This window comes from Marinitoga sp. 1135, from assembly GCF_013363245.1.
In the GTDB taxonomy this organism is placed as follows: Bacteria; Thermotogota; Thermotogae; order Petrotogales; family Petrotogaceae; genus Marinitoga; species Marinitoga piezophila.
Genome location: NZ_LBEZ01000003.1, coordinates 249711 through 273369, shown reverse-complemented (window position 1 = coordinate 273369; position 23659 = coordinate 249711). Strand labels below are relative to the sequence as shown.

The following is a 23659-nucleotide window of genomic DNA, read 5'->3' as shown; positions in this document are numbered from 1 at the left end:
TTTCAACTCCTGAATATTATTTTAACCAGACGGCTATTTAGCCGTCTGGTAGGTTTAATTTTTACTTTGCACCAATTTCTTTATTCCATCTTTCTACTAATCTTTCTCTGTTTGCAGCATCCCATACAAAATTCTGATTTACAATTCTTAAATCGTCAATGTTTAAAGGAGCCTTATCCTTTGGAGCAAGTTTTGATACAGGAATTACAAACCATTTTGCTATCATAGCCTGTGCTTCTTTTTGAAGCATCCAGTTATATAATTTCTTTGCATTTACTGGATTTGGTCCGTTTTTAATTAATGACATTGAAGCAAGTTCAAAACCTGTTCCTTCTTCTGGTACTGTAACCTTTAATGGAGCACCGTTTGCGATTAATTTAAATAAATCATGTGCATAACCTATTGCAAATGGAATTTCACCTATAGCAGCCTGTTTTCCACCAGCTGAACCTGATTTTGTATATTGGTCTATACTTCTATCAAGATGATGTAAGAACATAAATGTTAATTCTTCGTCTTCATGGAATAAATGATAAATTGTTGTAATAACATTATATGCTGTTCCTGAGGTATTAGGATTTGCAACCCTTACAAGTCCTTTGTACTTTGAATCAATAATATCAAACCATCCTTTTGGTGCTTCTAAACCTAATTCCTTTGCTCTTTCTTCATTTGTAGCAAATGCAAGTACACCTATATATAAACCAATCCAATAATTTTCTGGATCTCTAAACTGTGCAGGTGTATATTGTGCAAGAGGTGATTTGTAAGGTGTGGTTAAACCCTTTTGTTTTGCTTCAACGTGTCCAAGACCTACTCCTCCTACCCAAATTGATGCTTGTGGATTTTCTCTCTCAGCTTCAAGTCTTGCTACTGTTTCACCTGTGGATAATCTTACCCATTCTACTTTTATCCCTGTTTCTTCTTCAAATCTGTCAAATAATTCCTTGGCAAGCGGTTCTTCAAGCGTTGTATAAGCCTTTACCACATTTGCTGAAAATGCCATAATGCCAACGATTAACAAAACTACCAAAAAAATACTCTTTTTCATAAGAACACCCCCTGTGATGTGATGGTTTAATTATTTTTTATTATCCATGCAGCTTTTTTGCTGAAATATAATTTTATTTCTTTACCAATTGGTGGGATTTCATTTTCAATAGGATTAAAGAGTACTATATCTATTGTTTGACCATCTTTTAATTCCACTTGATACTCTACATGCGCACCAAGAAATACCAATTTTTTTATAATTCCGGTTATATTGTTTTCCTTAGGCTCTGTATTTATAGCTTCAGGTCGTAAGGCAATTAATACGGAATCATTTATACTGAATTCTTCACCACCAATTCCTGTAAAACTTTGATTAAGCGATTCATTGAATATGACATATTCATCATCTTTTTTTTCTATAACCTTGCCCTCTATAAAATTAACCTTTCCAATAAAATCTGCAACAAACTTGTTTTTGGGTTTTGAATATATTTCAAGAGGATTCCCAACCTGCATAATCTTTCCCTGATTCATTACAACAATAACATCTGAAATGCTCATTGCTTCTATTTGATCATGAGTTACGTATATACTGGTAATATTGAGTTCCTTTTGTATTCTTCTAATTTCAGAACGCATACTTTCACGAAGTTTGGCATCAAGATTTGAAAGTGGTTCATCAAATAACAATACCTTTGGTTCCATAACAAGACTTCTTGCAAGTGCAACACGCTGTTGTTGACCACCGGAAATTTGGTCAGGTCTTCTGTTTTCCATGCCTTCAAGATTGGTTAATTCTATTATTCTTTTCACTTTTTCAGTTATTTCATTTCTTGATAATTTTTTTAATTTTAAACCAAATTCTATATTTTCTTTTATAGTCATATGAGGAAATAACGCATAGCTTTGAAACATCATAGAGATATCTCTCTTGTTTGGTGGCATATTGGTAATATCCTCTCCATTGAGAAATATCCTTCCATTGGTAGGAATTTCAAATCCTGCAATCATCCTTAATGTAGTGGTTTTTCCACAACCTGAAGGCCCTAAAAAGGTTACCAATTGCCCTTCTTCTACTTTTAGATTAAAATCATTTACAGCAACTGTTTCTGTCCCTTCGCTTTTAAATATTTTATAAATATTCTTTAATTCTAAACTCATGGGTTATACACCTGCCTATTCTGAAGCAAAATTTTCATTCATCAGAGAAACTTTATTTTTTAAGAATACCTTTAATAGGGAAATAAATATTATAATTATCATTATTAAAATTACAGAAAATGCACATGCTTCTGATAATCTTCCTGAATCCGTTTGGCTTAATATTTGAACAGTCATTAAATTCCAATCCGCAGAAACAAGGAATATAGCAGCACTAATTGCCGTCATTGCCCTCACAAATGAATATACAAGAGCTGAAAAAAATGCAGGAACAATGAGAGGTAAAGTAATCTTTGAAAATACCTGTCTATCATTAGCTCCAAGTGTATATGCAGCCTCTTCTATTGCCGGATCTACCTGATTTAAAAGTGAAATTCCAGATTGAATACCTACTGGCACATATCTAAATATAAAATTCAATACAAGTATCGCAAAAGTCCCTGTTAATAACAATGGCTTTGAATTAAATGCTAATATATATCCAATACCAACTACAGTTCCCGGAACTGCAAAGTTTAATAACGAGACAAACTCCAAGGTTCTTTTACCGGGAAATGTTTTTCGTACAATTAAGAATGCAATAATCATTCCAAGTAATGCAGAAATAGGAGTGGAAGTTAAAGCAATTGTAAGCGTATCTTTAATAGCTTCTCTTCCAACGTCAAATACATATTTAAAGTTCTCCAATGTAAATTCATTATTCATACCCCATATTTTTGTAAATGCACCCCAGAAAATGGTTACATAGATTAATAATATGAATAATGAGACTATCATGCACAGGGAAAATAATACCCATTTTGCACCTTTGCTAACGCTTTTTAATTGAGATGTATTTGGTTTTCCGGTAACGGTGATATATTTTTTCTTTCCTATCCAGTATTTTTGTATGATAAAGGCTATTAAAGAAGGTAATAATAACCATACAGCAAGAGCTGCACCGCTTCTCAAATCGAACATGCCGGTTATTTGAAGATATGCCTGAACAGAAAGAATAGGAAATCTTGAACCAGCTAATATTAAAGGATTACCAAAGTCTGCAAGCGATTCTATAAATAATACAAGCATTGTACTGGCTATTCCCGGAATAGATAATGGAAGAACAACCTTAAGGAATACCTGTAATCTTGTTGCTTTTAAATTAAAAGCAGCATCTTCCAGTGTTGGTGAGATTGTTGAGATTACACCATCTAAGGTTATAAAGGCTACAGGGAAAAAAGTAATTATTTGTGCTATTAATAATCCCCATAATCCATAAACAGGGAAGGTTCTTATACCAAAGATTTTTGCAGTAATTAAACCATTAAAACCAAAAAGCATTATTATTGACAATGCCCCTATAAATGGTGGGAAAACCATTGGAATTACTGCAATTGTTCTGAAAAACCGTTTAAAAGGTATATCTGCCCTGTTTATTGTATATGCATATAAATATCCTATTAATGTTCCTAAAATAGCTGTTAAAGAGGCTACAAGAATACTGTTTCTAAATCCCTGTTTCATATAATCATTGGATAACATATCCTTATATGTCTGCAATGAAAAATTGTTTTCATTATCTGTAAAGCTTATTATAAAGACCTTCAATAATGGAAAAATTATAAATATAAATAGCGATATAAATATTAGAATAAGCAATATAATTAATGAAGGGTTCTTCAGCATATTTTTGAATTTATTTGAAAACTCTTGATTAGCGATATTCATTAAAATCCCTCCAAAAAAAGGGGGAGATTTCCCCCTTTTTATTAAATTACTTTACAGGTAATACCTCTTTTATCCATCTATCTACAATTCTCTTTTTATTCTGTGCAGCCCAGTTTTCATCAACACTGATTAATTTTATAGTTGATAATGGTTGTAATGCTCCAAAATCAACGTCTGGTCTTACAGGATAGAAAAATGTTTTTGTATCAACAATTGTTTGTTGTCCTTTCTTTGAAAGTAACCAGTCAACAAGTACTTTTGCTTCATATTTGTGTTTTGCACCTTTTACAATTGATACACATGCTGCCTCATATGGAACGCCTTCAACAGGGAATACAACTTCTATAGGATACCCCTGTTCTTTAAACTGGAAGAATGCAGGTGTAAATTGAATTCCCAATCCTGCCTGACCTACACCTACTGATTTTGAAGGACCTGTTCCACTTTGTGTATATGACTGAACGTTCTTTGCTAATTTCTTTAAATAATCAATCATGCCATCTTCTCCATAAATTTCAATAAGTCCTGTGATAAATGCATATGCAGTACCTGAAGTCTGAGGACTTGGATATTGAATCATATTTCTATATTCTGGCTTTAATAAATCCTGCCAGCTTTTTGGCATATCTGCCTTTATCTGTTCCAAAACCTTTAAATTAATTCCAATACCAAGAGGATTCATATAGAATGCGTGATAATAACCTTCGATATCATAGAAATTTGGAGCTATTCCATAAATGCTGGTTGTTTTATAAGCTTCTGTAAGCCCTCTTTCTTTTGCAATAATATGATTTGGCATTGGAGCTCCAAACCATACGTCTGCCTGTGGATTCTTTTTTTCTGCTTCAAGTCTTGCTAATGCAGGTCCAGAAGAAAGGAATATATATTTTACTGTAATGCCTGTTTCTCTGGAAAATGCGTTTAAGATTTTTCTTGCATTTGCCTCATCAACACTACTATAAATAATCAGTTCAGCAAATGAAACAGTTAAAGCGAAAATCAAAAATAATACTAACATCAATCTTTTCATCAGTAATACCCCCTTATGTAGAATATGAAATAACATTCTACTATTATATTAAATAAAAAAATCATCAAAATATCCACAAAATTGTATTAAAAATGTAACAAAATTTTATGTGATGAATTTTGAATATATAAATTAATATTTATATACATATATATATTTTTGTATTAGATTTCTTTGCAATTGTGTAATATAATTAAGAATATGAGAATATTAGAAATATTTAAAATTCTAAAGTAAGGGGGAAGATAATTATGGATATAAAAAATGTAACTATTATTGGTGGAGGTGTTTTAGGTTCCCAAATAGCTTGGCAGGTAGCATATAAGGGATTTGATGTAATTGTTTATGATATTAATGAAGATGCTTTAGAGAAATCAAAAAATTTTCATAAAGGATATGCACAATATTTTCTAAAAAATAAAGGGGCAACTTCAGAAGAAATTGAAGCAACTTTTTCAAGGTTAAAATATACTACTGATCTTAATGAAGCAGTAAAGGAAGCTGATCTTATTAGTGAATCTGTTCCAGAAGTATATGAAATAAAAAAGGATATTTATCAAAAACTTGCTGCTGTTGCACCAGAAAAGACTATTTTTACAACCAACTCTTCAACTATGTTGCCTTCACAATTAGTGAACTTTACAGGAAGGCCAGAAAAATTTCTTGCTTTACATTTTGCCAATCCGGTTTGGGAAGCAAATATTGGAGAGGTTATGGGTCATGAAAAAACATCAAAAGAAGTTTTTGATACGGTAGTTGAATTTGCTAAAGCCATTGGAATGGTCCCAATTCCATTGAAAAAAGAACAAAGTGGATATGTTTTAAATTCGCTTCTTGTACCTTTATTACATGCAGCTGAAACATTGTATTTTGATGGAGTAGCGGATTATAAAAGTATAGATAAAACCTGGATGATAAGTACCGGCTCTAAGTTTGGACCATTTGGAATTATTGATTTAATAGGAATGAACACACTTTATAATATAATAAAAATGCGTGGTGAAAAATTACAGGATGAAAAAATTTTAAAACGTGCAGAAAAAATAAAGGAAATGTTTATTGATAAGAATAAATTAGGAGTAAGTACAGGCGAAGGGTTCTATAAATATCCAAATCCAGAATATTTAGATCCAGAGTTTTTAAAATAAGGCTGTCCGTATGGGACAGCCTTATTTTATATTATAATATTTAAATACACAATCTTTAAATATTTTCAATGTATCAACCATATATTTATTTTTTAACCATGAAAATCCTATTGTCCATTTAAATTTTGGTTCTTTGAGTTTTAATGTTTTTGCAGGGAAGTCTGAATATAATTCAACTATGGATTTTGGAACAAGGGCAACTCCAACACCTGATTTCATTAATTTTTCTAATAAAGATAATTCACCCTCAAAAACGATATTAGGTGTAAAACCTGCTTTTTTATAAATTTCATCGGTTACTTTTCTAAAGTCATAATGATCTACAAGATTTATAAATTTTTCATCTTTTAATTCATATAGACTTATTTCCCTATTTTTAGAAAAACGATGATTTTCTGGAATTACAAGCATTATTTCATCTTCAAATAATATAACAGTTTCTATGTTTTCGGATTTCAGTGGAGGATAAGTAATTGCAAAATCTATTTCCCCTTTTTCTAACAGCTCAATAGCCTCTTCATTATTTGAAATAAATTGTTTTAAGTTAATATCCTTATTTTTTTCTAAAAACTCAATAATGAAATTTGATAAAAATATGGTTCCGGTGGTTGCTAAAATTACCTTTTTATGACAGGCTTTTTTTGCTTCTTTAATTTCTTCTCTGGCATATTCCAGTTCATTAAATATAGTATCAACGTGTTTTAAAAAAATTTTCCCATATTCATTTAAAACAATTCTTCTACCAATTCTATCAAATAATTTTACTCCCAATTCTTCTTCGAGTTTTGAAATAGTAATACTTAAAGATGGCTGAGAGATATGTAGTTTTTCTGATAATTCAGTCATGTGCTGGGAGTATGCCAATTCCCTGAAATATTTTAATTGTAAGAGGTCCATTTCCTCATCTCCAATTATCAAATTTTTAAAATTTATGATATAATTAATATCGTCAAATTTTGGAGTTTAGATATAAAAAAAGCCGGCTTTCGCCGGCTCTGGCTGGGGCGGATGGATTCGAACCACCGAATAACGGAGCCAAAATCCGCCGCCTTACCGCTTGGCCACGCCCCAATCACAATACTTATTATATCATAATTTTTGATTTTGTCAACACCAATATGTTTCTGGATTTAAATAAGATTATTACGAAAAAATAAAAAATGGAGGAGGTATTTTTATGAGATACGAATTGAAGATAAAAGATAAAATTTTATATGCAGAGAAAGGAACAAAGTATATAGAAATTATTAGAAAGATTCAAAAGGAACATCCTTTTAAAATTCTTGCAGTAAAACATAATAATAATATAAAAGAGTTGCTTAAAGAAATAGAGGATTCTGGAGAAATAGTACTTTTGGATACTTCTACGCTTGATGGATTTAGAATTTACCAAAGAGGTGTATTATTTTTATTGTATATGGCATTAAAGGATCTTTATCCAGAAGATAAATTATATGTTCATCATAGTATAGGAAGCGGCTTATACTGTGAATTAAGAAGTGGAAAACCTTCACAGAAAAAACTTGAAATGTTAAAAGAAAAAATGTTAGAATATGTAAAGGAAGATCTCCCTTTTGAAAAGAAAACAATTTCTAAATTTAGAGCTATAAAGATGTTTGAAAATGTTGATTTAGTAGATAAATCTAAATTATTTAAATATAGAAAGAAAGATAAGGTTAATATTTATATATGCGATAAATATTTCAATTATTTCTATGGTTATATGCCACCATCTACGGGATATGTTGATTTATTTGATTTAAAATCTATAGATGATGGATTTGTAGTATTGCATCCAACACCAAAATCTCCTGATAAAGTTCCTGAGTATAAACATTATCCAAAATTATCTTATACCTTTAACGAATATAAAGAATGGTTGAAAATATTAGAAGTAAGTACTGTTGGCGAATTAAACAGTTTAATTGCTAAGGGACCAGAAGAGGCAACTGAATTAATTAGGGTTTCTGAAGCTTTGCATGAAAAGAAATATGCGCAAATTGCAGATGAAATTATTAAAAGAAAAAATATAAAGGTTGTTTTAATTGCAGGACCTTCTTCATCAGGTAAAACAACAAGTGCTAAAAGACTTGCTTTGCAACTAAAAGTAAATGGATTAAAACCTATTCCAATATCATTGGATGATTATTTTGTTGATAGGGAAAAAACACCTCGTGATGAAAATGGAAATTATGATTTCGAATCTATATATGCACTTGATTTAGATTTGTTTAATACTCACCTTTCAAAATTATTAAAAGGTGAAGAAATAGAATTGCCAAAGTTTGATTTTGTTCATGGAAAAAGAGTTTGGAGTGGAAATAAGATTAAAATGGAAGAAGATCAGGTTTTGATTATAGAAGGAATTCATGGGTTAAATGAGCTATTAACAGAAAGTATTCCAAGAGAATTTAAATATAAAATTTATGTAAGTGCGTTAACGCAAATGAATCTTGATTCAATGAATAGAATTACCACAACTGATACAAGGCTTATTCGAAGAATTGTTAGAGACTTTAATTTTAGAGGACATTCCGCTTTAGCAACACTGAAAATGTGGCCAAGTGTTAGAAGGGGTGAAGATAGAAATATTTTCCCATTCCAGGAAGAAGCGGATATTATGTTTAATTCAAATCTTATTTATGAATTATCTGTTTTAAAGATATTTGCAGAACCATTATTATTAATGGTAGATAATTCAAATCCAGAATATTCAGAAGCAAAAAGATTATTAAAATTTCTTGATTATTTCTTGCCAATTACTGTATTGGAAGAAATACCAAGAAAGTCTATTTTAAGAGAATTTATTGGAAGAAGTACATTTAAATATTAATAAATTAATTTATGAGGTTGAAAGGAGAGATTTTCTTTGAGTAAAAAAATGAAAAGTATTATCACAGTCGTTCTAATTATTTCCTCTTTTGTTTTGTTATTAGCTAACACAAAAACTGATACAAGAGATATAGAAAAAATATATCTTGAAAAATTTCAGAATCCTATATATAGTCTTTTATATTATATTGAACATATGTACTATGAAAGAGATAAAGTTGATTATGATAAAGTTTTAGATTCAACATTAAAAGGGTTAGTTGATGGTTTAAATGATCCTTTTGCATGGTATCTTGATGCTCAGCAGGTTAAAGAAAGTGATATTGAAGAATCTGGTGAATATGGCGGCCTTGGGATATTGGTAAGTTATGATTCAAAATTAGAGGCAATCAGAATAGTCAGTCCAATGGTTGGAACACCTGCATATGAAGCAGGATTACAGGCTGATGATTTAATTATAAGTGTTGATGGATCACCAGTTTCTGAAATTGGATATATGGGTGCAATTAACAAGATGCGCGGAACACCAGGAACAACAGTTGAAATAGAAGTGTTTAGAGAAGGTTGGGAAGAAGCTAAAAAAATAACGCTTGTTAGGGCAAAGATTGAAACTATTACAGCAAAATATAAAGTTTTTGAAGATAATGGATTTAAGATAGGATATATAAAATTAACCAATTTTGGTGAAAAAAGTGCGTCTGAAATGAGAAAGGCATTAAAGGCTATTGAAAGGGAGCATGTAGATGGAATAATTTTTGATTTGAGAAATAATCCAGGTGGATATTTAAATGTTGCAATAGATATAGCAAGTATGTTTATTAAAGATAAAACAATAGTTACAGTGCGTTATTTTGATGGTTCTGAAGAAGTGGTTAAGCCAAAAACATTTGAGCATTTTGATTTTCTTGATAAATTACCAATAGTATTATTGGTAAATAAATCCTCAGCATCAGCCTCTGAAATTATGACAGGTGCTTTGAAAGATAATAAAATTGCTACAGTAATTGGAACCACAACATATGGTAAAGCCGCTGTTCAAAGACCAATTCCTCTTGAAAATGGTGGAGAAGTTTGGTTGCCAATAGGACATTATTTCACACCAAATGGAAATGATATACATTTAAAAGGTATTGAGCCAGACATTAAAATTGAAAATCCCAAAAAAGAACTTAAGAATGTTGAAAAATTAGAAGCTAAAAATACAACTACATATGAAGCTGTTATTGATCCAGAAAATGATGTACAACTTAAAAAAGCCATAGAAGTTTTAATAATGGGGGGAAAATAAATTGAGAATATATGGAATGGTAATAGTTTTTTCTATTACCATTCTTTTGTTGAGCTCTATTGTATATTTTCTTTTTGCAAATATTGACGTTGAAAATGTTGTTAGAGAACCAATGCCAGTATATACAATAAATACTTTTCATCAGGGAATAAAAGATTCCCTTGTTAATATTACTATTAATTCCAAAAATTTATCTACTATGTTATTTATTATTGAGGATCTTGGTGTGTTTATAGGGAAAATTAAAATAGATTATCTTAATAATCATATTACTATAGCAGTTATTAATGATGAAATGTTTCAGGAATTAAAGACATCTTTAAAATCCTTTGATTCAAACATAAAAGAAATTCAAAAAAATGTTTTTTATTATGGCTTAAAACTAAAAAAAAGTATTGTTTATTCAAAGAATTTTACTTTATTAAATTATCCCACAATAGCCATTATTGATTTAAATAATCTAACAAATGAAGAATTGACATTTTTAAAATTAAAATATTATGTTATGGATAAAAAAAGTTATAAATCTTATTCATTTAAAACCAAAGTTCTTGAAGCTTTGAAGAATGAAAATGGGGTTATTATAGATAAAGAAATACTTGATTATCCGGGAATTAAACCATTACTTGATGTTTTTGAAAATCTGGGTTTTTCTGTGGTCTATGATATGAAAGTTTATACCGGAGGTTTACACTGATGCTTGAAAATATTTTTAAAATTATTTTTACTCCTCATAGAATAAAAAATGTGAAATATGAAAATATATTTGTGGGAATAATTACATTTATTTTTTTATCGTATTTTCTTTTAATACGTAATTTTTCATATTATATATCATTAAAAAAAATCTTTTTCCTGTTTTTGTTTTTATTTGTAAATAATGCAATAAGAGCATTTCTTTATCCTATTGAAGAATTTAGAAAAATTTTTCCTTATTATATATTAACCTCTGCTGTATTTTTAATGATGGGATTTTTTTCGTTTTATAATAATTTTTATTATTATCCATTTATATGGTATGAAATATTAAAAGGAGTTAAGGACATTAATGAAAAACGATTTTATGCATTGATAGTAGGAATTGTGATTGATATTTTACTATATTATATAATCTGGAGTTGAAAGGTATGCAGAAAAAGTATTTGAAACTATCAAAATTTTTGACAGATCACTACAAGATTATATTATTATTATTTTTAATATTTTCAGTTCTTTCTATTTTAAATTTAAAGAATTTGAAAATAAATTCTGATTTATTGACAATACTTCCGGAAGATGATCCTATAGTTCTTTCTTTAAAAGAGGAAGAGAAAACCAAGAGCAATTCCTCAGTATTGATAACAGCATTTTTTATTGATGAAAATACAGATTATAAAAAAGTTGCGTTGGACTATTATAATAATTTGAAAGAACTTCCGGATTTTAATGGGTTGGCAAAGACAGATCTTTCACTTTTGCTTTCATATGGTTTTTTAAACGTTTCAAATTCAAAATTAATAGATGATCTTGTGAAAAACCTTGAAAGTACGTTTGATTCGTTTTCGAAATTAAATCCATATGATTTTAAATCATTTGAATATATAAATACTACACTTTCGCTTCTAAATCAGGTTGATACAAATTTTAAAGCATCAAATGAGAATGATCCTTTATTAGGTTATTATACTTTGTCTCCTGATAAAAAGGTTATGGTTATGGGATTAACCTTTTTAAAACCAACTTCAGATCTTAACTTTGTTAAATCGATAATTCCCAGGGTAAAAAAGATATCTCAGAATATTTCTCAAAAATATAATATAAGATCTGGTTTAACAGGTTCTTATATATATGATTATGAAGCGAACGAAACTGTAAATTTTGATTTTTCAATTACAACATATCTTTCAATGTTTTTGATAATTTTAATTTTTTATATTACTTTTGCCAATTTACCTTCTACAATAATTGTTTTTATTTCTTTAATTTTATCGACAGGAATTTCTTTAGGTATTTCTACATTAATATTTAAAGAATTAAATATTATTACATCATTTGTTGCGGCTATTACATTAGGTCTGGGTATTGATTATGGAATCCACATTACAAGCCGTCTTATTTCTGAATATAAAGAGAGAAAAAATTATATTGAAGCATTGTCTATAACTTATGAAACTGTATTAATTCCTTTGTTTTATGGCGTGGCAACTACAATTCTTGTTTTTCTTTCTTTAATTTTAATGAATTTGCCGGGATTTACCCAGATGGCGATCATAAGTAGCATAGGACTTATTGTGTTTTTTATAAATATGATTTTTATTGTACCTGTTTTATTTTATCCATTTAGAAATATGATTTTAAAATCATATAAGGAAAATAAAATAAATTTATGGTTTCAGAAACTTGGAGTTTATATACCTAAAAAAAGAAGGTTTATTCTTACGCTTTTGCCATCAGTAATAATTTTCTTTTCAATATTTGGAATAATTAATTTCTCAAATTTTTCATATACACCACCAGGATTGGCTCCGACTAATTCAGAAAGTATAAGGGTTTTCAATGAACTTGCAGAACATTTTGGTGCATCATTGTTTAATGATTTAAAGTTTATTGTTAAAATAGATGAAGATTCTGACAAAATTATTAAGGAGTTAAAAAAATCGCCTTATATTGAGAAAGTGGAAAGTTATCTTGATGTTTTAAAAAAGCAAATTGGAGATTTTAACAAATTAAAATTAAAGACACAGGAAATTTCAAAATTGGTAAATGATCCATTTTCTGTTTCTGTATTGAAAAAATACAATATATATTCTGATACCCTTAAAATTATAGATCTTGCATCAAAATCAAAAAATCAAAAGGATTTTATTCTTGGAATTACATCACTTATACCAGAAGAGTTAAAGCGAAGTATTATGATAACAAAAAATAATCAGGAATATTTTATTATCTATGTTACACCTAAAATTTCCCTTGCAAGAGATAACGGATTAAAATATTTTTTTGATTCAGTTGGAAAGTATCGAGAGAGGTTTTTAGGAGAAAGAAAAGCTTTATATTATATAATGAAATTAATAGAAAAAAAGTTCCCGTATGTTATAGTTGTATCAATTATTTTAATAGGAATATTGACATATATGTCCAGAAAATCACTTAATGAAACCTTTATTGCAATATTTGGATTGTTATTCTCGATTTTAGCTACATTTGGTATTATTTACTTTTATAATATTAAGGCAACCTTCTTAACAGTAATTTCATTTCCATTAATATTTGGTATAGGTGTAGATGGTTACATACATCTTTTCCATGCAATAGATGAAGACAAAGTGCATTATTGGCACACTTTAAAAGCTACAACTCTTTCGTTCTTAACAACCATGTCTTCATTTATAACATTTCAATTATCTCGTGGTGAACTGCTAAAACAGTTTAGTTTAACTATGGTTTTAGGAGTTTTTATTGTGTGGCTTATGACAGTTATTTATATTCCAGCTTTAAAAATAAAGAGATAATTTTAATTTACATTACTGATTTTTTTGTTACTTAGAAAATTCACAATTAATATAAAGGTATTGAAAAGTAACATTTGATTTTGTATACTATAGATGTAAAAAGAAAATCCCCCTATCCCCCCCTGAAATAGATGGATAGACATTTAGCGGATCCGTTGGATCCGTTTTTTTTATTTGTGATATAATAAATGTGTATTATATTTTTTGGAGGAAAAAATATGAAAAATTTCAAAATATTTTTTTATTCAATTTTTTTATTAATTGTCATTACGTTATTTTCATTTTCTATATATATAAAAAATGAGTTGAATATTTTTGTAGCAGATCAACATCAAACAGCGATAAAAAATGAATTTTTAAAGCTTAACAATAAAATAGAAAGTGGAATATCTTCTTATTTAAAAAATAAGAATTTTACATTTAAAATTCTTGATATTATTATCTGGGATGAAAATAAACATATTGTGTATAATGATTTTTATATAAACTCTATAAATGAAATCAATAAAAAACTTTTTATAATAAAATCTCTTATTATTAAAAATAAAAAGTATTTTTATGCATATAGAGTTTCAGATTTAATAGATTTTTTAAATGCATTTACACCTCTTCCAATAATAGCAGTTAAAAAAGGAATATATATAAATAAAAGTGGTGAAATTAATGAGATCTTTTTTGACAATGATTTAATAAAAATCTTAACCTTTAATAATATTGATTTCTATTTTCTAAAAAAAGTGCAATTTCTTGATATATTTGAACCACATATAATATTGATTTATGTGCTGTTGCTTTTCTTTGAGTTATTAATGCTATATTTTCTTATTAAATATACAAAAGAATATACTACTATTGATTTAAAATTTTTAAATGAAAACTTTGATAAATTAGAGGAAGTAGAACCAAAATTAGATGAAGCATTAAAATTAAAAAATAAAATAATAAAAACTCAAACTGAATTGAAAAATAGTTTGGAAGGAATAGAAGAGTTAAGAGAACAAATGGAGACATTATATGTATCATACAAAAGTTTTATTAATGATTTTTCCCATATGATTAATAATCCACTCCAGAATATTTTAGATTATATATTTTTAAATGGCGGTGATGAAAAAAGTATAAAAATAATTAACAATAACATTATAGAAATTAGAAATATTGTTCGAAAATTTCAGGATATTTCAAAATTTGTATATCTTGAGAACGATAATACATTATTTATCTTTTTTAAATTAAATGGATTGCATAATGAACTAATATATTCAATATCGCCAATTTTAAATAATAAAAACATAAAAATTATTTCAGAAATAAAAACTGAAAAGGAATATGTTTTTTCAAATAAAAATGCAATTTTTAGAATAATGTATGAATTGCTTTCGATGTTACTTCAAAATTCAGATAATTGTGATATTACTATTGAATATATAATGCTAAAAAATAATTTAGAGATAAAAATAACTACAACAGATACATTATTAAATGATTTCTTGTTGCTGTTTAATAATAAAAATATAACTAAGATAATAAATTTCGAAGTTTATGGAGTATTGATAATAAAGGAATATTTAAAAATATTGCGAGCTACATATTATATAAATCAAACTTCTGAAAATACATCTATATTATTTAGGATACCGATTAATTATAAAGAATTTTTTGATAAATTTGATTTTGAAAATTTAAAATCAAGGTATATTGAATATCTTGTTGAGAAGAAATACACAGTTTTGCAGGCTGAAGAATTAATAAATGAAATATTGGAATTATACATAGAAATATTAAAAGAAACGAATATTAATAATTCAAAAGAAGTAGGGAGATTAAAAGATTATCTAAATAATTATGAATTTACTGAATTGTACAATTGGTTGAATTATATAGAACAAAATCCAGAAGATAAAGATGTTTTATTTTTTAAAAAAATATTATTAGAAAAACTTTCTTAAAAAATAAAAGAGGCTTGAATCATCGATTCAAGCCTCTTTTAACATTAAAATTTTTCTTTTATTTTATCTGGATCTTCACCAATTTCTTCCCAGATTTTTTCTAATTCTTCATCAGACATTTTTGCAAGTTTTTGAAGTTTTTCAGGCACTCCCTGTCTTTTTCCAGGTAAACATCCATCAGCTTTTACATCGCCATTTACAAATCCTTTTGCGAAACCAGGACATCCAGGATATCCACAAGCACCACAGTTAATACCGGGTAATAAATTTTCTGCGAATATTACTCTAAGATCTTCTTTAACTTCAAATTTCTTTTCAGCAAAAGCAAGAAATGTTCCTGCTAAAAACCCCAATATAGCAAGCAAGATTACTGCATTTATGATTATAGACATTATAACTCCTCCCTTATATTTTTATGAGACCGGAGAATCCCATAAATGCCATTGATAACAATCCAGCTGTAATTAATGCAATTGCTGTTCCTTTAAATGGTTCAGGAATATCATAATAATCCAATCTTTCTCTCATAGCAGCAAAAATTATTAATGCCATACCAAAACCAAATCCTGCACCTAAAGCATTTATAATTGTTTCAACAAGTGTATATCCATTCATTACATTAATTAATGCAAGACCTAAGATAGCACAGTTTGTTGTAATCAAAGGAAGGTAAATACCCAATGCTTCATAGAGATTTGGAGATACCTTTTTTATGTAAAATTCTATAAATTGAACTAATGTGGCAATAACAAGTATAAATACAATTGTTGTTAAGAATTCAAGGCCAAGTTTTACAAGCAATAAATTCAAGAACCATGTTATAGTACTTGCAACAACCATAACGAAAATAACAGCCATTGACATACCTGAAGCTGAACTAATTTTTTTAGAAACTCCAAGGAACGGACATATACCAAGGAATTTAGATAATACAAAATTATTTACTAAAATTGCTGATAAAAATATAAAGAAAAGCTTCATTTCTTATCACCAGCCTTTGCCTTTTTTCTGTTATTAATTGCAATAGCATTAAACATTGCAAGTAACATACCTAAAACTAAGAAGGCTCCTGGTGGTAATATCATAACATATAACTTCATAGCATCTCCCCAAATTGGGAAACCGAAAATAGTTCCATTACCGAGTAATTCTCTTACTGAACCAAGTAATACTAACGCTCCTGTAAAACCTAAACCCATACCTAAAGCATCGTATATAGAATCGAGAATAGAGTTTTTTGAAGCAAATGATTCAGCTCTACCGAGGATTATACAGTTAACAACAATAAGAGGAATAAATAAACCTAAAGTTTTCCATAAATCATATGTATAGCCATGCATTAATAAGTCAACCATAGTAACAAATGATGCGATAACTACAATATAAATAGGAATTCTTATGTTTTTAGGTACCCATTTTTTAATTATAGAAATAACAATATTTGATAATGTTAAAACTGATAATGTAGCAAGTCCCATACCTAAAGCATTTTCTGCATTTGTTGTAGTTGCAAGTGTTGGACACATGCCCAAAACCTGAACAAATACAGGGTTTTGCTGTACTAAACCAGCTTTAAAATTTTTAATATCAGCCATTATTGAATCACCCCTTTAGATTTGAGGTACTCAAATCCAGCATTTATTGAATCTGCTACTGCTCTTGGTGTAATAGTAGCACCTGTCATAATATCACTTGTTTGAACAATACCTTTTTCTTTTCCTTCTTTCATTTGTTCTGGTGTAGAAAGAATTACTCCAGCATCTTTATTAACCTTTACACCGTTTAATAATCCTTCATAACTTATAGGATAAAATCTCTTTTTTACCTTATCTAAAGCTATATTGGCACCTAAGCCAGGAGTTTCCTGTGAGTATGAAATTACTTCAAGATTATTGAAATATAATTCTTTACCATCTTTTACAAAAGAAATTACAGAGATAACTTCACCACCGAATCCTATACCTGAAACTGTTAATACATATATATCTTTACCATCTTTATTGGTATATTTATATACAGGTGAATAAACCTTTGTACTTTTTCCTTCGTATAATATGCCTGTATCTGATGAATCCCATTCAGCACTTTGTAATTGTTGTAAAGAAGTTGGGATTTTATCTTCAGAAAGCAATAATCCACCGTTTCTTGAATCAATTAAAACCTTTTTTATAGCTTTTAATTTTGCATTTAATTCTGCATTGTCAATTGCAGGTTTTGTAGATACATAAACTGTTGCAACAATAAATCCAGAAATGACTATAAATAACATTAATATAAAACCTGTTTTCATATATTCCTTCATTTTTTACCACCTCTTGTTGTGCCAAAAATACGTGGCTTAGCATATATATCAATAAGAGGAACTAGAGCATTCATGATTAATATTGAGAATGAAACTCCTTCTGGATAAGCTCCAAAAAGTCTAATAACCATTGTAATAATACCTAAACCTATACCAAATATAATATGTCCTTTTGGTGTCATAGGACTTGTTACCATATCTGTAGCCATAAATAATGCACCTAACATTATACCTCCACTTAAAATGTGGAATAATGGACTTGCGTATTTTGTTGGATCAATTAAATAGAATATACCAGAAATTACGAATACAGTTGTTATATATGAAACAGGAATCAAAATCTTTATTCTCTTTTTATATACAAGATATGCAAATCCTAATAATAATGCTGCTGCACTAACTTCACCAATTGAACCAGGAATTGTACCAATAAATAATGTTTTTAAATTTATTGTATAATCAGCCCAATTGTTTAATGAGTCTAACCCTTTTTCTTTTAATATAGCAAGTGGTGTTGCTGTTGTAATAGTGTCATATTTGTAATAAAATGGTCTATACCATGTGGTCATTGCAACAGGGAAAGAAATAAGCATAAACACCCTTCCAACTAATGCAGGGTTAAAGATATTTCTTCCAAGACCTCCATATACATGTTTTCCTAAAACAATAGAAACAAATACACCTATTAATATTTGCCACCAGGTTACTGCTAAACTTAAATTCATTGCCAATAATAAACCTGTGACTGATGCACTAAAATCAGGTTTAAAGTCTTTTTTCTTTCTTAAAACTCTCATTATATAAAATTCAAGAGCTTCTGCTGCAACCATTGAGAATAACATAATCCATACAGCCCTGAATCCAAATACCCAAGCTGATACGAGGAATGATGGGATGAGGGCTATTAATACATCAACCATTACCTTTCTTACACTATCATCTGTCCTTAGATGTGGACCAGCTGCCATATTTAACTTCATTTTTTGGCCCTCCCTTTTAAAGCTCTTGCAACTTTTTTACCTGTTTTAAATGTTTTTACAAGATCAATATTTGCAGGACATCCATATGAACAAGAACCACATTCTATACAATCCATAAGACCATATTCCATAGCTTTATCATATTCTCTCTTATCAATTTGCATTTTAAGCAAATAAGGTAAGAGATTAATTGGACATGCTTGAACACACTTTGAACATCTTATACATGGATATGTTTCTCTATTTGGAACTACATCTTTGGTCATTACAGTTAATGCATTGTTTCCTTTAAATGTTGGTAATTCAATGTTAGGAAGTGGGATTCCCATCATTGGACCACCATATAATATTCTATCGATTTTATCTTCTTCAACAAGACCTACATGATCCAATAAGTCTTTTGCTAATGTACCTATTCTATATATGAAATTACCTGGTTTTTTAACGCCTTCTCCTGTTAATGTAATTCCTCTTTCAACAAGCGGTTTTCCTTTTTCAACAGCTTCGTAAATAGCATATGCTGTTGAAACGTTAAAAACAACAGCTCCAACATCAAGAGGTAATCCCCCTGAAGGAACTTCTCTATTGGTTATTGCATAAATTAATTGTTTTTCAGCACCCTGTGGATATTTGGTTTGAAGAACTTTAATCTCAATAGGTTCACCTGAAGCAGCTTTTTTCATTTCTTCAATTGCATCAGGTTTGTTGCTTTCAATTCCAACATATGCTTTATCAACGCCAATAGCTTTCATAATAATTTTTATACCTTTGATGATGTCTTTTGATCTTTCGAGCATCATTCTGTGGTCTATTGTTATATATGGCTCACACTCTGCAGCGTTGATAATTAAAAACTCTGCTTTTTTCCCTTCTGGAATTGACATTTTTACATGTGAAGGGAACATAGCTCCACCAAGCCCAACAATACCAGCTTCTTTTACAATCTCAACAATTTCCTGAGGTGATTTCTTTGTGTAATCACCGTGGTTTGGAATTAATTCCCATTCATCTTCTCCAGTTCTTTGAATAACGATAACGTCATTCTTTGTACCAGTAGCAGCGTTTGTCATTTTTGTAATTTCCACTACTTCACCGGTAACAGGAGAATGAATGTTTGCTGAAATAAATCCGTTAGCTTCACCAATCTTCTGACCTGTTTTAACCTTCTGACCAACCTCAACAATAATCTTAGCAGGTGCTCCAATATGATTTGTAGTATAAACATATACCTTTTCTGGTAAAGGTAATACCTTAATTGGAACATGTTCTGCTAATTCTTTTTTTTCTGGTGGATGAACCCCACCTTTAAAGGTTAAAAATCCCATCGCCAGCCTCCTTTCAGAACTTCCTACTTTCTGGAATATTATATAATACCTTATTTGGCTTTTCGTTATAATATGGTCGTGTACAATAACTACATCCACTGGTTTTTATTGCTTCTTCTACATCAAAATCTATGTGAGGTAATCTTACTAATTTTTGATTTTCATCAAATACAAAATCTTCTATTGAAACATCGTTTTTTTCTATTATTTCACGAGCATATTGTATAATTCTATATCTTTCAATAGAAGGAGGCTCAAGATTTTCCAATTTAGTGCCTTTTATTGGAGTGAATGAAAATAAAGAAACCAGTACATTTATTTTTTTCATTTCTAGCATTAGTTCAACTAAATCTTTATCACTTTCACCAAGACCAACAATTATATGTGTTGTAATCTTATTAGGATATTTCTTTGATGCATCTGTCAACATACCAAAGAGGAAGTCAAAACTTCCTCCTCTAATTTCAGAATACAAATCTTTATTAGCAACATCAATGGAAATACCCAGATTATCTATTCCATATGAAAATATTTCATCTATTTCGTGAAAATCTTTTGGCCTTAATGAAACTGCTTTTAATACATTAAAATCTTTAATTTTCTCCAAAAAACTTTTTAATTCTTCAAAATATCCAATAGAATTTACTACTTGAATACATAATCTTTTAAATGGATTAAGTTCTTCTAATTTGTTTAAAAATATTTCAACATCATATTCTGGCCATTTTATTCTTGATAAATAATCAACATCTGATTTTGCATCTTTTGCCTGAGCACAAAAACTACAATTATATTGACATTTTTCACCAAGCATTAAATATGCAGTAGGCATTTCAAAGTTGATTTTTCCTTTTTTTAATCCCAAAATTGCAGCTGTTGCATAGGATAATTTTATTTTCATTTTATTCCTCCTGAATTTTTATCCCCTCCACCCCATTGTCGAAAATTAATTTTATTAATGTAGCCTCTTTTGAAGAATATATTATAAGCGTTTTATAATCGCCATTTGAAAACATTTTTTCTGTTTCATTTATTTTTTTTAATCCATTTTCAAATTCTTTATTCCTATATACAGCATTTCTATATATATAATTTACCATATATAAATTAAATACAATACCTATAATTATTAAAGAAATTATTAAGAATAAAGAGTAAATTTTCACTAAAAGACCCCCATCCAGATTCCAAGGAGCAACGCTCCTACAATTAATCCTAATGAAAGTCCTAATATTATAAGAATATCAGATGTTCTAACCTTATTTTCTGGTAAATTTGCTTCTTTTTTTAAACCTGCAATTGAATCTTTTATAACATCGCCTATTATTTTATCTTCTGGTGGATTAAAATATTCTTCTCTTTTTTTATGCATTTCTTCAATTTTTTTTGCATCGACCATCATTTTTAGATTTTTTGATATTACAGCTTTTCCAATAAGCCCACTTCCCAGATCGACCTTAATGAAGAAATAGTCTGTTTCAGGAATCAATTCTTTAGCTACAAGCTGAGATTCAATAGGCATTATATTTTTTCCGCTATCATCAAATTTATCTGGATAAAGTTCCTTTAATTTGTTTACATTTGCAGGATCTATTGGATCAATAACCAATGAATAAATAGGGTCTCCAACATCGAGATTGTTAATGGTTAATCCGGTTAATGGATCAGATAAAGGTAAAACTTCAGGTGAGTTTTGAACATCAATTCTATTTAAATATGATTTTTCTTTATCAGTAAAACTTCTATTTTGTGTCATTAACCATACTAAATCCTGATATGTAAGTTTTTCAGCAACAACTTTTATGTTTACTTCTCCTTCCCATTCTTCCAGGATTTCAGAAAGTATAGCTTTTACAATAATAATGTCTGAATCTCGCACTCCTAAAAACATTTTAGCATTGATAATTTCAGGACCATATTTTTTTATTGTTGATTGAACAAAAGCTAAAAATTGCTTATTTAAGTCAAGAACTGTTGAATCCTTGATAGCATTGTAATAAAGTTCTTCAATTTTAGATTTATACTCAATATATGAGAGATTAATATCCGGTATTTCAAACTTCGGAAGTTTGGATTTTGGTATTGATAACATTTTATATTCAGGGGCACCCTTTTGTTTACCAAACATATACCCAACTATTACTTCGGCTGTTAACGATGATGTTGCAAAGAACTTAACTGCATAAAAATCCATAATTTCCCCTCCTAAAGAATATACCCTCCTGAAGGAATATTGTTTTCAATTTCCTTCACACCATTTCCAATTAAAACATTTTTCCCAATTTCAATTCCTGAAGGGATTTTTACATCGAACCCTATTAAAGTTATTTCAGAATTATAAACTTTTGAATTATAAGAGTTTTCTGCATATTCACCTATACCTATTTTAGAATTTTCACCTATTTCAGCTCTTTCACATATTATAGCTTTTTCAATATAAGCACCTTTTTTTATTACACAGCTGTTCATTATAACAGAATCTTTTACCACAGCACCCTCTTCGATTATTACACCCTGGAAAATTACAGAATTTTCAACAGAGCCATACACTTCACTTCCTTCACTTACAAGTGAACCAATTAAATGGGCTTTTTCTGAAATATATGCTGGGGGTAATTCTTCAGATTGTGTATATATTTTCCAGTTAATTTCATGTAGATTTAATAATGGCATAGGTCCTAATAATTCAAGATTAGATTCCCAGTATGATTGAAGAGTTCCAACATCTCTCCAATAGCCTTCATAATTAAAAGCATATAATTCATTTTTGTTTTCAAGCATTTTTGGTATTATATTTTTACCAAAATCATGATCTGAATTTACGTCTTCAGCATCTTCTATTAATAATTTTCTTAAAATTTCCCACGAAAATACGTATATTCCTAGAGAAGCAAGGTTTCCTTTAGGTTCTGCTGGTTTTTCCTGGAATTCAACAATTTTTCCAAAAGAATTTGTAACCATTATCCCAAATCTATGTGCTTCTGAAATAGGTACTTCCATACAGGCAATTGTTATATCAGCACCTTTTTCAATGTGGTAATCAATCATTTCATTGTAATCCATTTTATATATGTGATCACCTGAAAGAATTACTACAAAATCAGGGTTATGGCTATCAATATATTCTATATTCTGGTATATGGCATCTGCTGTTCCTCGATACCACGATTGATCGGTATTGCTTACGTAAGGTGGAAGTATAGTTAATCCTCCGGTTTTTATATCAAGATCCCATGGACGACCTATTCCAAGGTGTTTATTTAAAATATGGGGTCTATATTGAGTTAAAACTCCTACATTATGTATTCCAGAATTTACACAATTACTTAAAGCAAAATCTATAATTCTATATTTTCCTCCATATGGAACTGCTGGCTTTGCAAGGTATTCGGTAATAGCGCCAAGTCTTGTCCCCTGACCACCAGCAAGTATTAAAGCAACAACATTCATCTT

22 protein-coding genes and 1 tRNA gene are annotated in these 23659 nt (G+C 29.1%); 7 read left to right on the top strand and 16 right to left on the bottom strand.

The features are described from left to right. Window positions 1–61: 61 nt before the first annotated feature. Genes XO10_RS02745 through XO10_RS02730 form a run of 4 tightly spaced genes read right to left on the bottom strand, consistent with a single transcriptional unit; the run spans window position 62 to window position 4891 of the window. Window positions 62–1051 (bottom strand): ABC transporter substrate-binding protein, encoded by a 990-nt coding sequence (locus tag XO10_RS02745; RefSeq protein ID WP_175418125.1) that lies wholly within the window; start codon window positions 1049–1051, stop codon window positions 62–64. A 26-nt stretch (window positions 1052–1077) separates the two neighbouring features. Further along, window positions 1078–2154 (bottom strand): ABC transporter ATP-binding protein, encoded by a 1077-nt coding sequence (locus tag XO10_RS02740; protein WP_014296042.1) that lies wholly within the window; start codon window positions 2152–2154, stop codon window positions 1078–1080. Between the two features lie 15 nt (window positions 2155–2169). Beyond that, a complete protein-coding gene (locus tag XO10_RS02735) occupies window positions 2170–3861 on the bottom strand; it encodes an iron ABC transporter permease (RefSeq protein WP_014296041.1) in 1692 nt (563 codons plus the stop codon). 46 nt (window positions 3862–3907) lie between these two features. Next, window positions 3908–4891, bottom strand: coding sequence for an ABC transporter substrate-binding protein (locus XO10_RS02730; RefSeq protein ID WP_075780318.1), 984 nt, complete (start codon window positions 4889–4891; stop codon window positions 3908–3910). A gap of 251 nt (window positions 4892–5142) precedes the next feature. Here XO10_RS02730 and XO10_RS02725 point away from each other — a divergent pair, with 251 nt between their 5' ends. Further along, window positions 5143–6039 (top strand): 3-hydroxyacyl-CoA dehydrogenase, encoded by an 897-nt coding sequence (locus XO10_RS02725; protein ID WP_014296039.1) that lies wholly within the window; start codon window positions 5143–5145, stop codon window positions 6037–6039. A gap of 21 nt (window positions 6040–6060) precedes the next feature. On the opposite strand, the gene XO10_RS02720 is transcribed toward XO10_RS02725, so the two are convergent. Both XO10_RS02720 and XO10_RS02715 read right to left on the bottom strand, forming a co-directional pair. Beyond that, window positions 6061–6936 carry a LysR family transcriptional regulator gene (locus XO10_RS02720; protein ID WP_014296038.1) on the bottom strand — a complete coding sequence of 292 codons (876 nt, stop codon included), beginning with the start codon at window positions 6934–6936 and terminating at the stop codon, window positions 6061–6063. Window positions 6937–7035: 99 nt separating this feature from the next. Further along, window positions 7036–7110, bottom strand: a tRNA-Gln gene (locus XO10_RS02715). A 106-nt stretch (window positions 7111–7216) separates the two neighbouring features. Here XO10_RS02715 and XO10_RS02710 point away from each other — a divergent pair. The 6 genes from XO10_RS02710 to XO10_RS02685 all read left to right on the top strand — a co-directional run bounded on the left by XO10_RS02710 (window position 7217) and on the right by XO10_RS02685 (window position 15599). Further along, window positions 7217–8872, top strand: a complete 1656-nt coding sequence (locus XO10_RS02710; protein ID WP_014296037.1) for a nucleoside kinase — start codon at window positions 7217–7219, stop codon at window positions 8870–8872. 36 nt (window positions 8873–8908) lie between these two features. Further along, window positions 8909–10159 carry a S41 family peptidase gene (locus tag XO10_RS02705; RefSeq protein ID WP_014296036.1) on the top strand — a complete coding sequence of 417 codons (1251 nt, stop codon included), beginning with the start codon at window positions 8909–8911 and terminating at the stop codon, window positions 10157–10159. A gap of 1 nt (window position 10160) precedes the next feature. After that, complete coding sequence (locus XO10_RS02700) at window positions 10161–10856, top strand: hypothetical protein (protein ID WP_014296035.1); 696 nt, start codon at window positions 10161–10163, stop codon at window positions 10854–10856. Further along, window positions 10856–11281, top strand: a complete 426-nt coding sequence (locus tag XO10_RS02695; RefSeq protein WP_014296034.1) for a hypothetical protein — start codon at window positions 10856–10858, stop codon at window positions 11279–11281. Before XO10_RS02700 ends, XO10_RS02695 begins: the two co-directional genes overlap by 1 nt. A 5-nt stretch (window positions 11282–11286) precedes the next feature. Beyond that, on the top strand, window positions 11287–13650 hold the full coding sequence (locus XO10_RS02690; RefSeq protein WP_014296033.1) for an RND family transporter: 2364 nt from the start codon (window positions 11287–11289) through the stop codon (window positions 13648–13650). Window positions 13651–13868: 218 nt separating this feature from the next. Then, window positions 13869–15599, top strand: coding sequence for a HAMP domain-containing histidine kinase (locus XO10_RS02685; protein ID WP_014296032.1), 1731 nt, complete (start codon window positions 13869–13871; stop codon window positions 15597–15599). Between the two features lie 44 nt (window positions 15600–15643). Here XO10_RS02685 and XO10_RS02680 read toward each other — a convergent pair whose 3' ends face one another. The 10 genes from XO10_RS02680 to XO10_RS02635 are packed head-to-tail and all read right to left on the bottom strand — an operon-like array spanning window position 15644 to window position 23656. Further along, window positions 15644–15991: a (Fe-S)-binding protein gene (locus XO10_RS02680; RefSeq protein WP_014296031.1), complete on the bottom strand. Its 348-nt coding sequence runs from the start codon at window positions 15989–15991 to the stop codon at window positions 15644–15646. Between the two features lie 13 nt (window positions 15992–16004). Beyond that, entirely contained in the window at window positions 16005–16580 is a 576-nt protein-coding gene (gene rsxA / locus XO10_RS02675; RefSeq protein WP_014296030.1) for an electron transport complex subunit RsxA, read from the bottom strand. After that, window positions 16577–17194 carry an electron transport complex subunit RsxE gene (gene rsxE / locus XO10_RS02670; RefSeq protein ID WP_014296029.1) on the bottom strand — a complete coding sequence of 206 codons (618 nt, stop codon included), beginning with the start codon at window positions 17192–17194 and terminating at the stop codon, window positions 16577–16579. Before rsxE ends, rsxA begins: the two co-directional genes overlap by 4 nt. Then, window positions 17194–17901, bottom strand: a complete 708-nt coding sequence (locus tag XO10_RS02665; RefSeq protein ID WP_014296028.1) for an RnfABCDGE type electron transport complex subunit G — start codon at window positions 17899–17901, stop codon at window positions 17194–17196. The genes rsxE and XO10_RS02665 overlap by 1 nt, the downstream gene beginning before the upstream one ends. After that, window positions 17898–18881, bottom strand: coding sequence for an RnfABCDGE type electron transport complex subunit D (locus tag XO10_RS02660; RefSeq protein WP_014296027.1), 984 nt, complete (start codon window positions 18879–18881; stop codon window positions 17898–17900). The genes XO10_RS02665 and XO10_RS02660 overlap by 4 nt, the downstream gene beginning before the upstream one ends. Next, window positions 18878–20206, bottom strand: coding sequence for an electron transport complex subunit RsxC (gene rsxC, locus XO10_RS02655; protein ID WP_014296026.1), 1329 nt, complete (start codon window positions 20204–20206; stop codon window positions 18878–18880). Before rsxC ends, XO10_RS02660 begins: the two co-directional genes overlap by 4 nt. A gap of 13 nt (window positions 20207–20219) precedes the next feature. Continuing rightward, window positions 20220–21107, bottom strand: coding sequence for a radical SAM protein (locus XO10_RS02650; protein WP_014296025.1), 888 nt, complete (start codon window positions 21105–21107; stop codon window positions 20220–20222). 1 nt (window position 21108) lies between these two features. Then, a complete protein-coding gene (locus XO10_RS02645; protein WP_014296024.1) occupies window positions 21109–21372 on the bottom strand; it encodes a hypothetical protein in 264 nt (87 codons plus the stop codon). Beyond that, the gene (locus tag XO10_RS02640) at window positions 21372–22400 is read right to left on the bottom strand and encodes a DUF4899 domain-containing protein (protein ID WP_014296023.1); all 1029 of its coding nucleotides are present in this window, start codon (window positions 22398–22400) and stop codon (window positions 21372–21374) included. Before XO10_RS02640 ends, XO10_RS02645 begins: the two co-directional genes overlap by 1 nt. Before the next feature lie 11 nt (window positions 22401–22411). Continuing rightward, window positions 22412–23656: a glucose-1-phosphate adenylyltransferase gene (locus XO10_RS02635; protein ID WP_014296022.1), complete on the bottom strand. Its 1245-nt coding sequence runs from the start codon at window positions 23654–23656 to the stop codon at window positions 22412–22414. Window positions 23657–23659 lie beyond the last annotated feature (3 nt).

Bases quoted from the DNA above. Each gene is read 5' to 3' on its own strand.
- XO10_RS02745 (WP_175418125.1), bottom strand. From the start codon at position 1,051: ATGAAAAAGAGTATTTTTTTGGTAGTTTTGTTAATCGTTGGCATTATG.
- XO10_RS02740 (WP_014296042.1), bottom strand. From the start codon at position 2,154: ATGAGTTTAGAATTAAAGAATATTTATAAAATATTTAAAAGCGAAGGG.
- XO10_RS02735 (WP_014296041.1), bottom strand. From the start codon at position 3,861: ATGAATATCGCTAATCAAGAGTTTTCAAATAAATTCAAAAATATGCTG.
- XO10_RS02730 (WP_075780318.1), bottom strand. From the start codon at position 4,891: ATGAAAAGATTGATGTTAGTATTATTTTTGATTTTCGCTTTAACTGTT.
- XO10_RS02725 (WP_014296039.1), top strand. From the start codon at position 5,143: ATGGATATAAAAAATGTAACTATTATTGGTGGAGGTGTTTTAGGTTCC.
- XO10_RS02720 (WP_014296038.1), bottom strand. From the start codon at position 6,936: ATGGACCTCTTACAATTAAAATATTTCAGGGAATTGGCATACTCCCAG.
- XO10_RS02710 (WP_014296037.1), top strand. From the start codon at position 7,217: ATGAGATACGAATTGAAGATAAAAGATAAAATTTTATATGCAGAGAAA.
- XO10_RS02695 (WP_014296034.1), top strand. From the start codon at position 10,856: ATGCTTGAAAATATTTTTAAAATTATTTTTACTCCTCATAGAATAAAA.
- XO10_RS02690 (WP_014296033.1), top strand. From the start codon at position 11,287: ATGCAGAAAAAGTATTTGAAACTATCAAAATTTTTGACAGATCACTAC.
- XO10_RS02685 (WP_014296032.1), top strand. From the start codon at position 13,869: ATGAAAAATTTCAAAATATTTTTTTATTCAATTTTTTTATTAATTGTC.
- XO10_RS02680 (WP_014296031.1), bottom strand. From the start codon at position 15,991: ATGTCTATAATCATAAATGCAGTAATCTTGCTTGCTATATTGGGGTTT.
- rsxA (WP_014296030.1), bottom strand. From the start codon at position 16,580: ATGAAGCTTTTCTTTATATTTTTATCAGCAATTTTAGTAAATAATTTT.
- rsxE (WP_014296029.1), bottom strand. From the start codon at position 17,194: ATGGCTGATATTAAAAATTTTAAAGCTGGTTTAGTACAGCAAAACCCT.
- XO10_RS02665 (WP_014296028.1), bottom strand. From the start codon at position 17,901: ATGAAGGAATATATGAAAACAGGTTTTATATTAATGTTATTTATAGTC.
- XO10_RS02660 (WP_014296027.1), bottom strand. From the start codon at position 18,881: ATGAAGTTAAATATGGCAGCTGGTCCACATCTAAGGACAGATGATAGT.
- rsxC (WP_014296026.1), bottom strand. From the start codon at position 20,206: ATGGGATTTTTAACCTTTAAAGGTGGGGTTCATCCACCAGAAAAAAAA.
- XO10_RS02650 (WP_014296025.1), bottom strand. From the start codon at position 21,107: ATGAAAATAAAATTATCCTATGCAACAGCTGCAATTTTGGGATTAAAA.
- XO10_RS02640 (WP_014296023.1), bottom strand. From the start codon at position 22,400: ATGGATTTTTATGCAGTTAAGTTCTTTGCAACATCATCGTTAACAGCC.
- XO10_RS02635 (WP_014296022.1), bottom strand. From the start codon at position 23,656: ATGAATGTTGTTGCTTTAATACTTGCTGGTGGTCAGGGGACAAGACTT.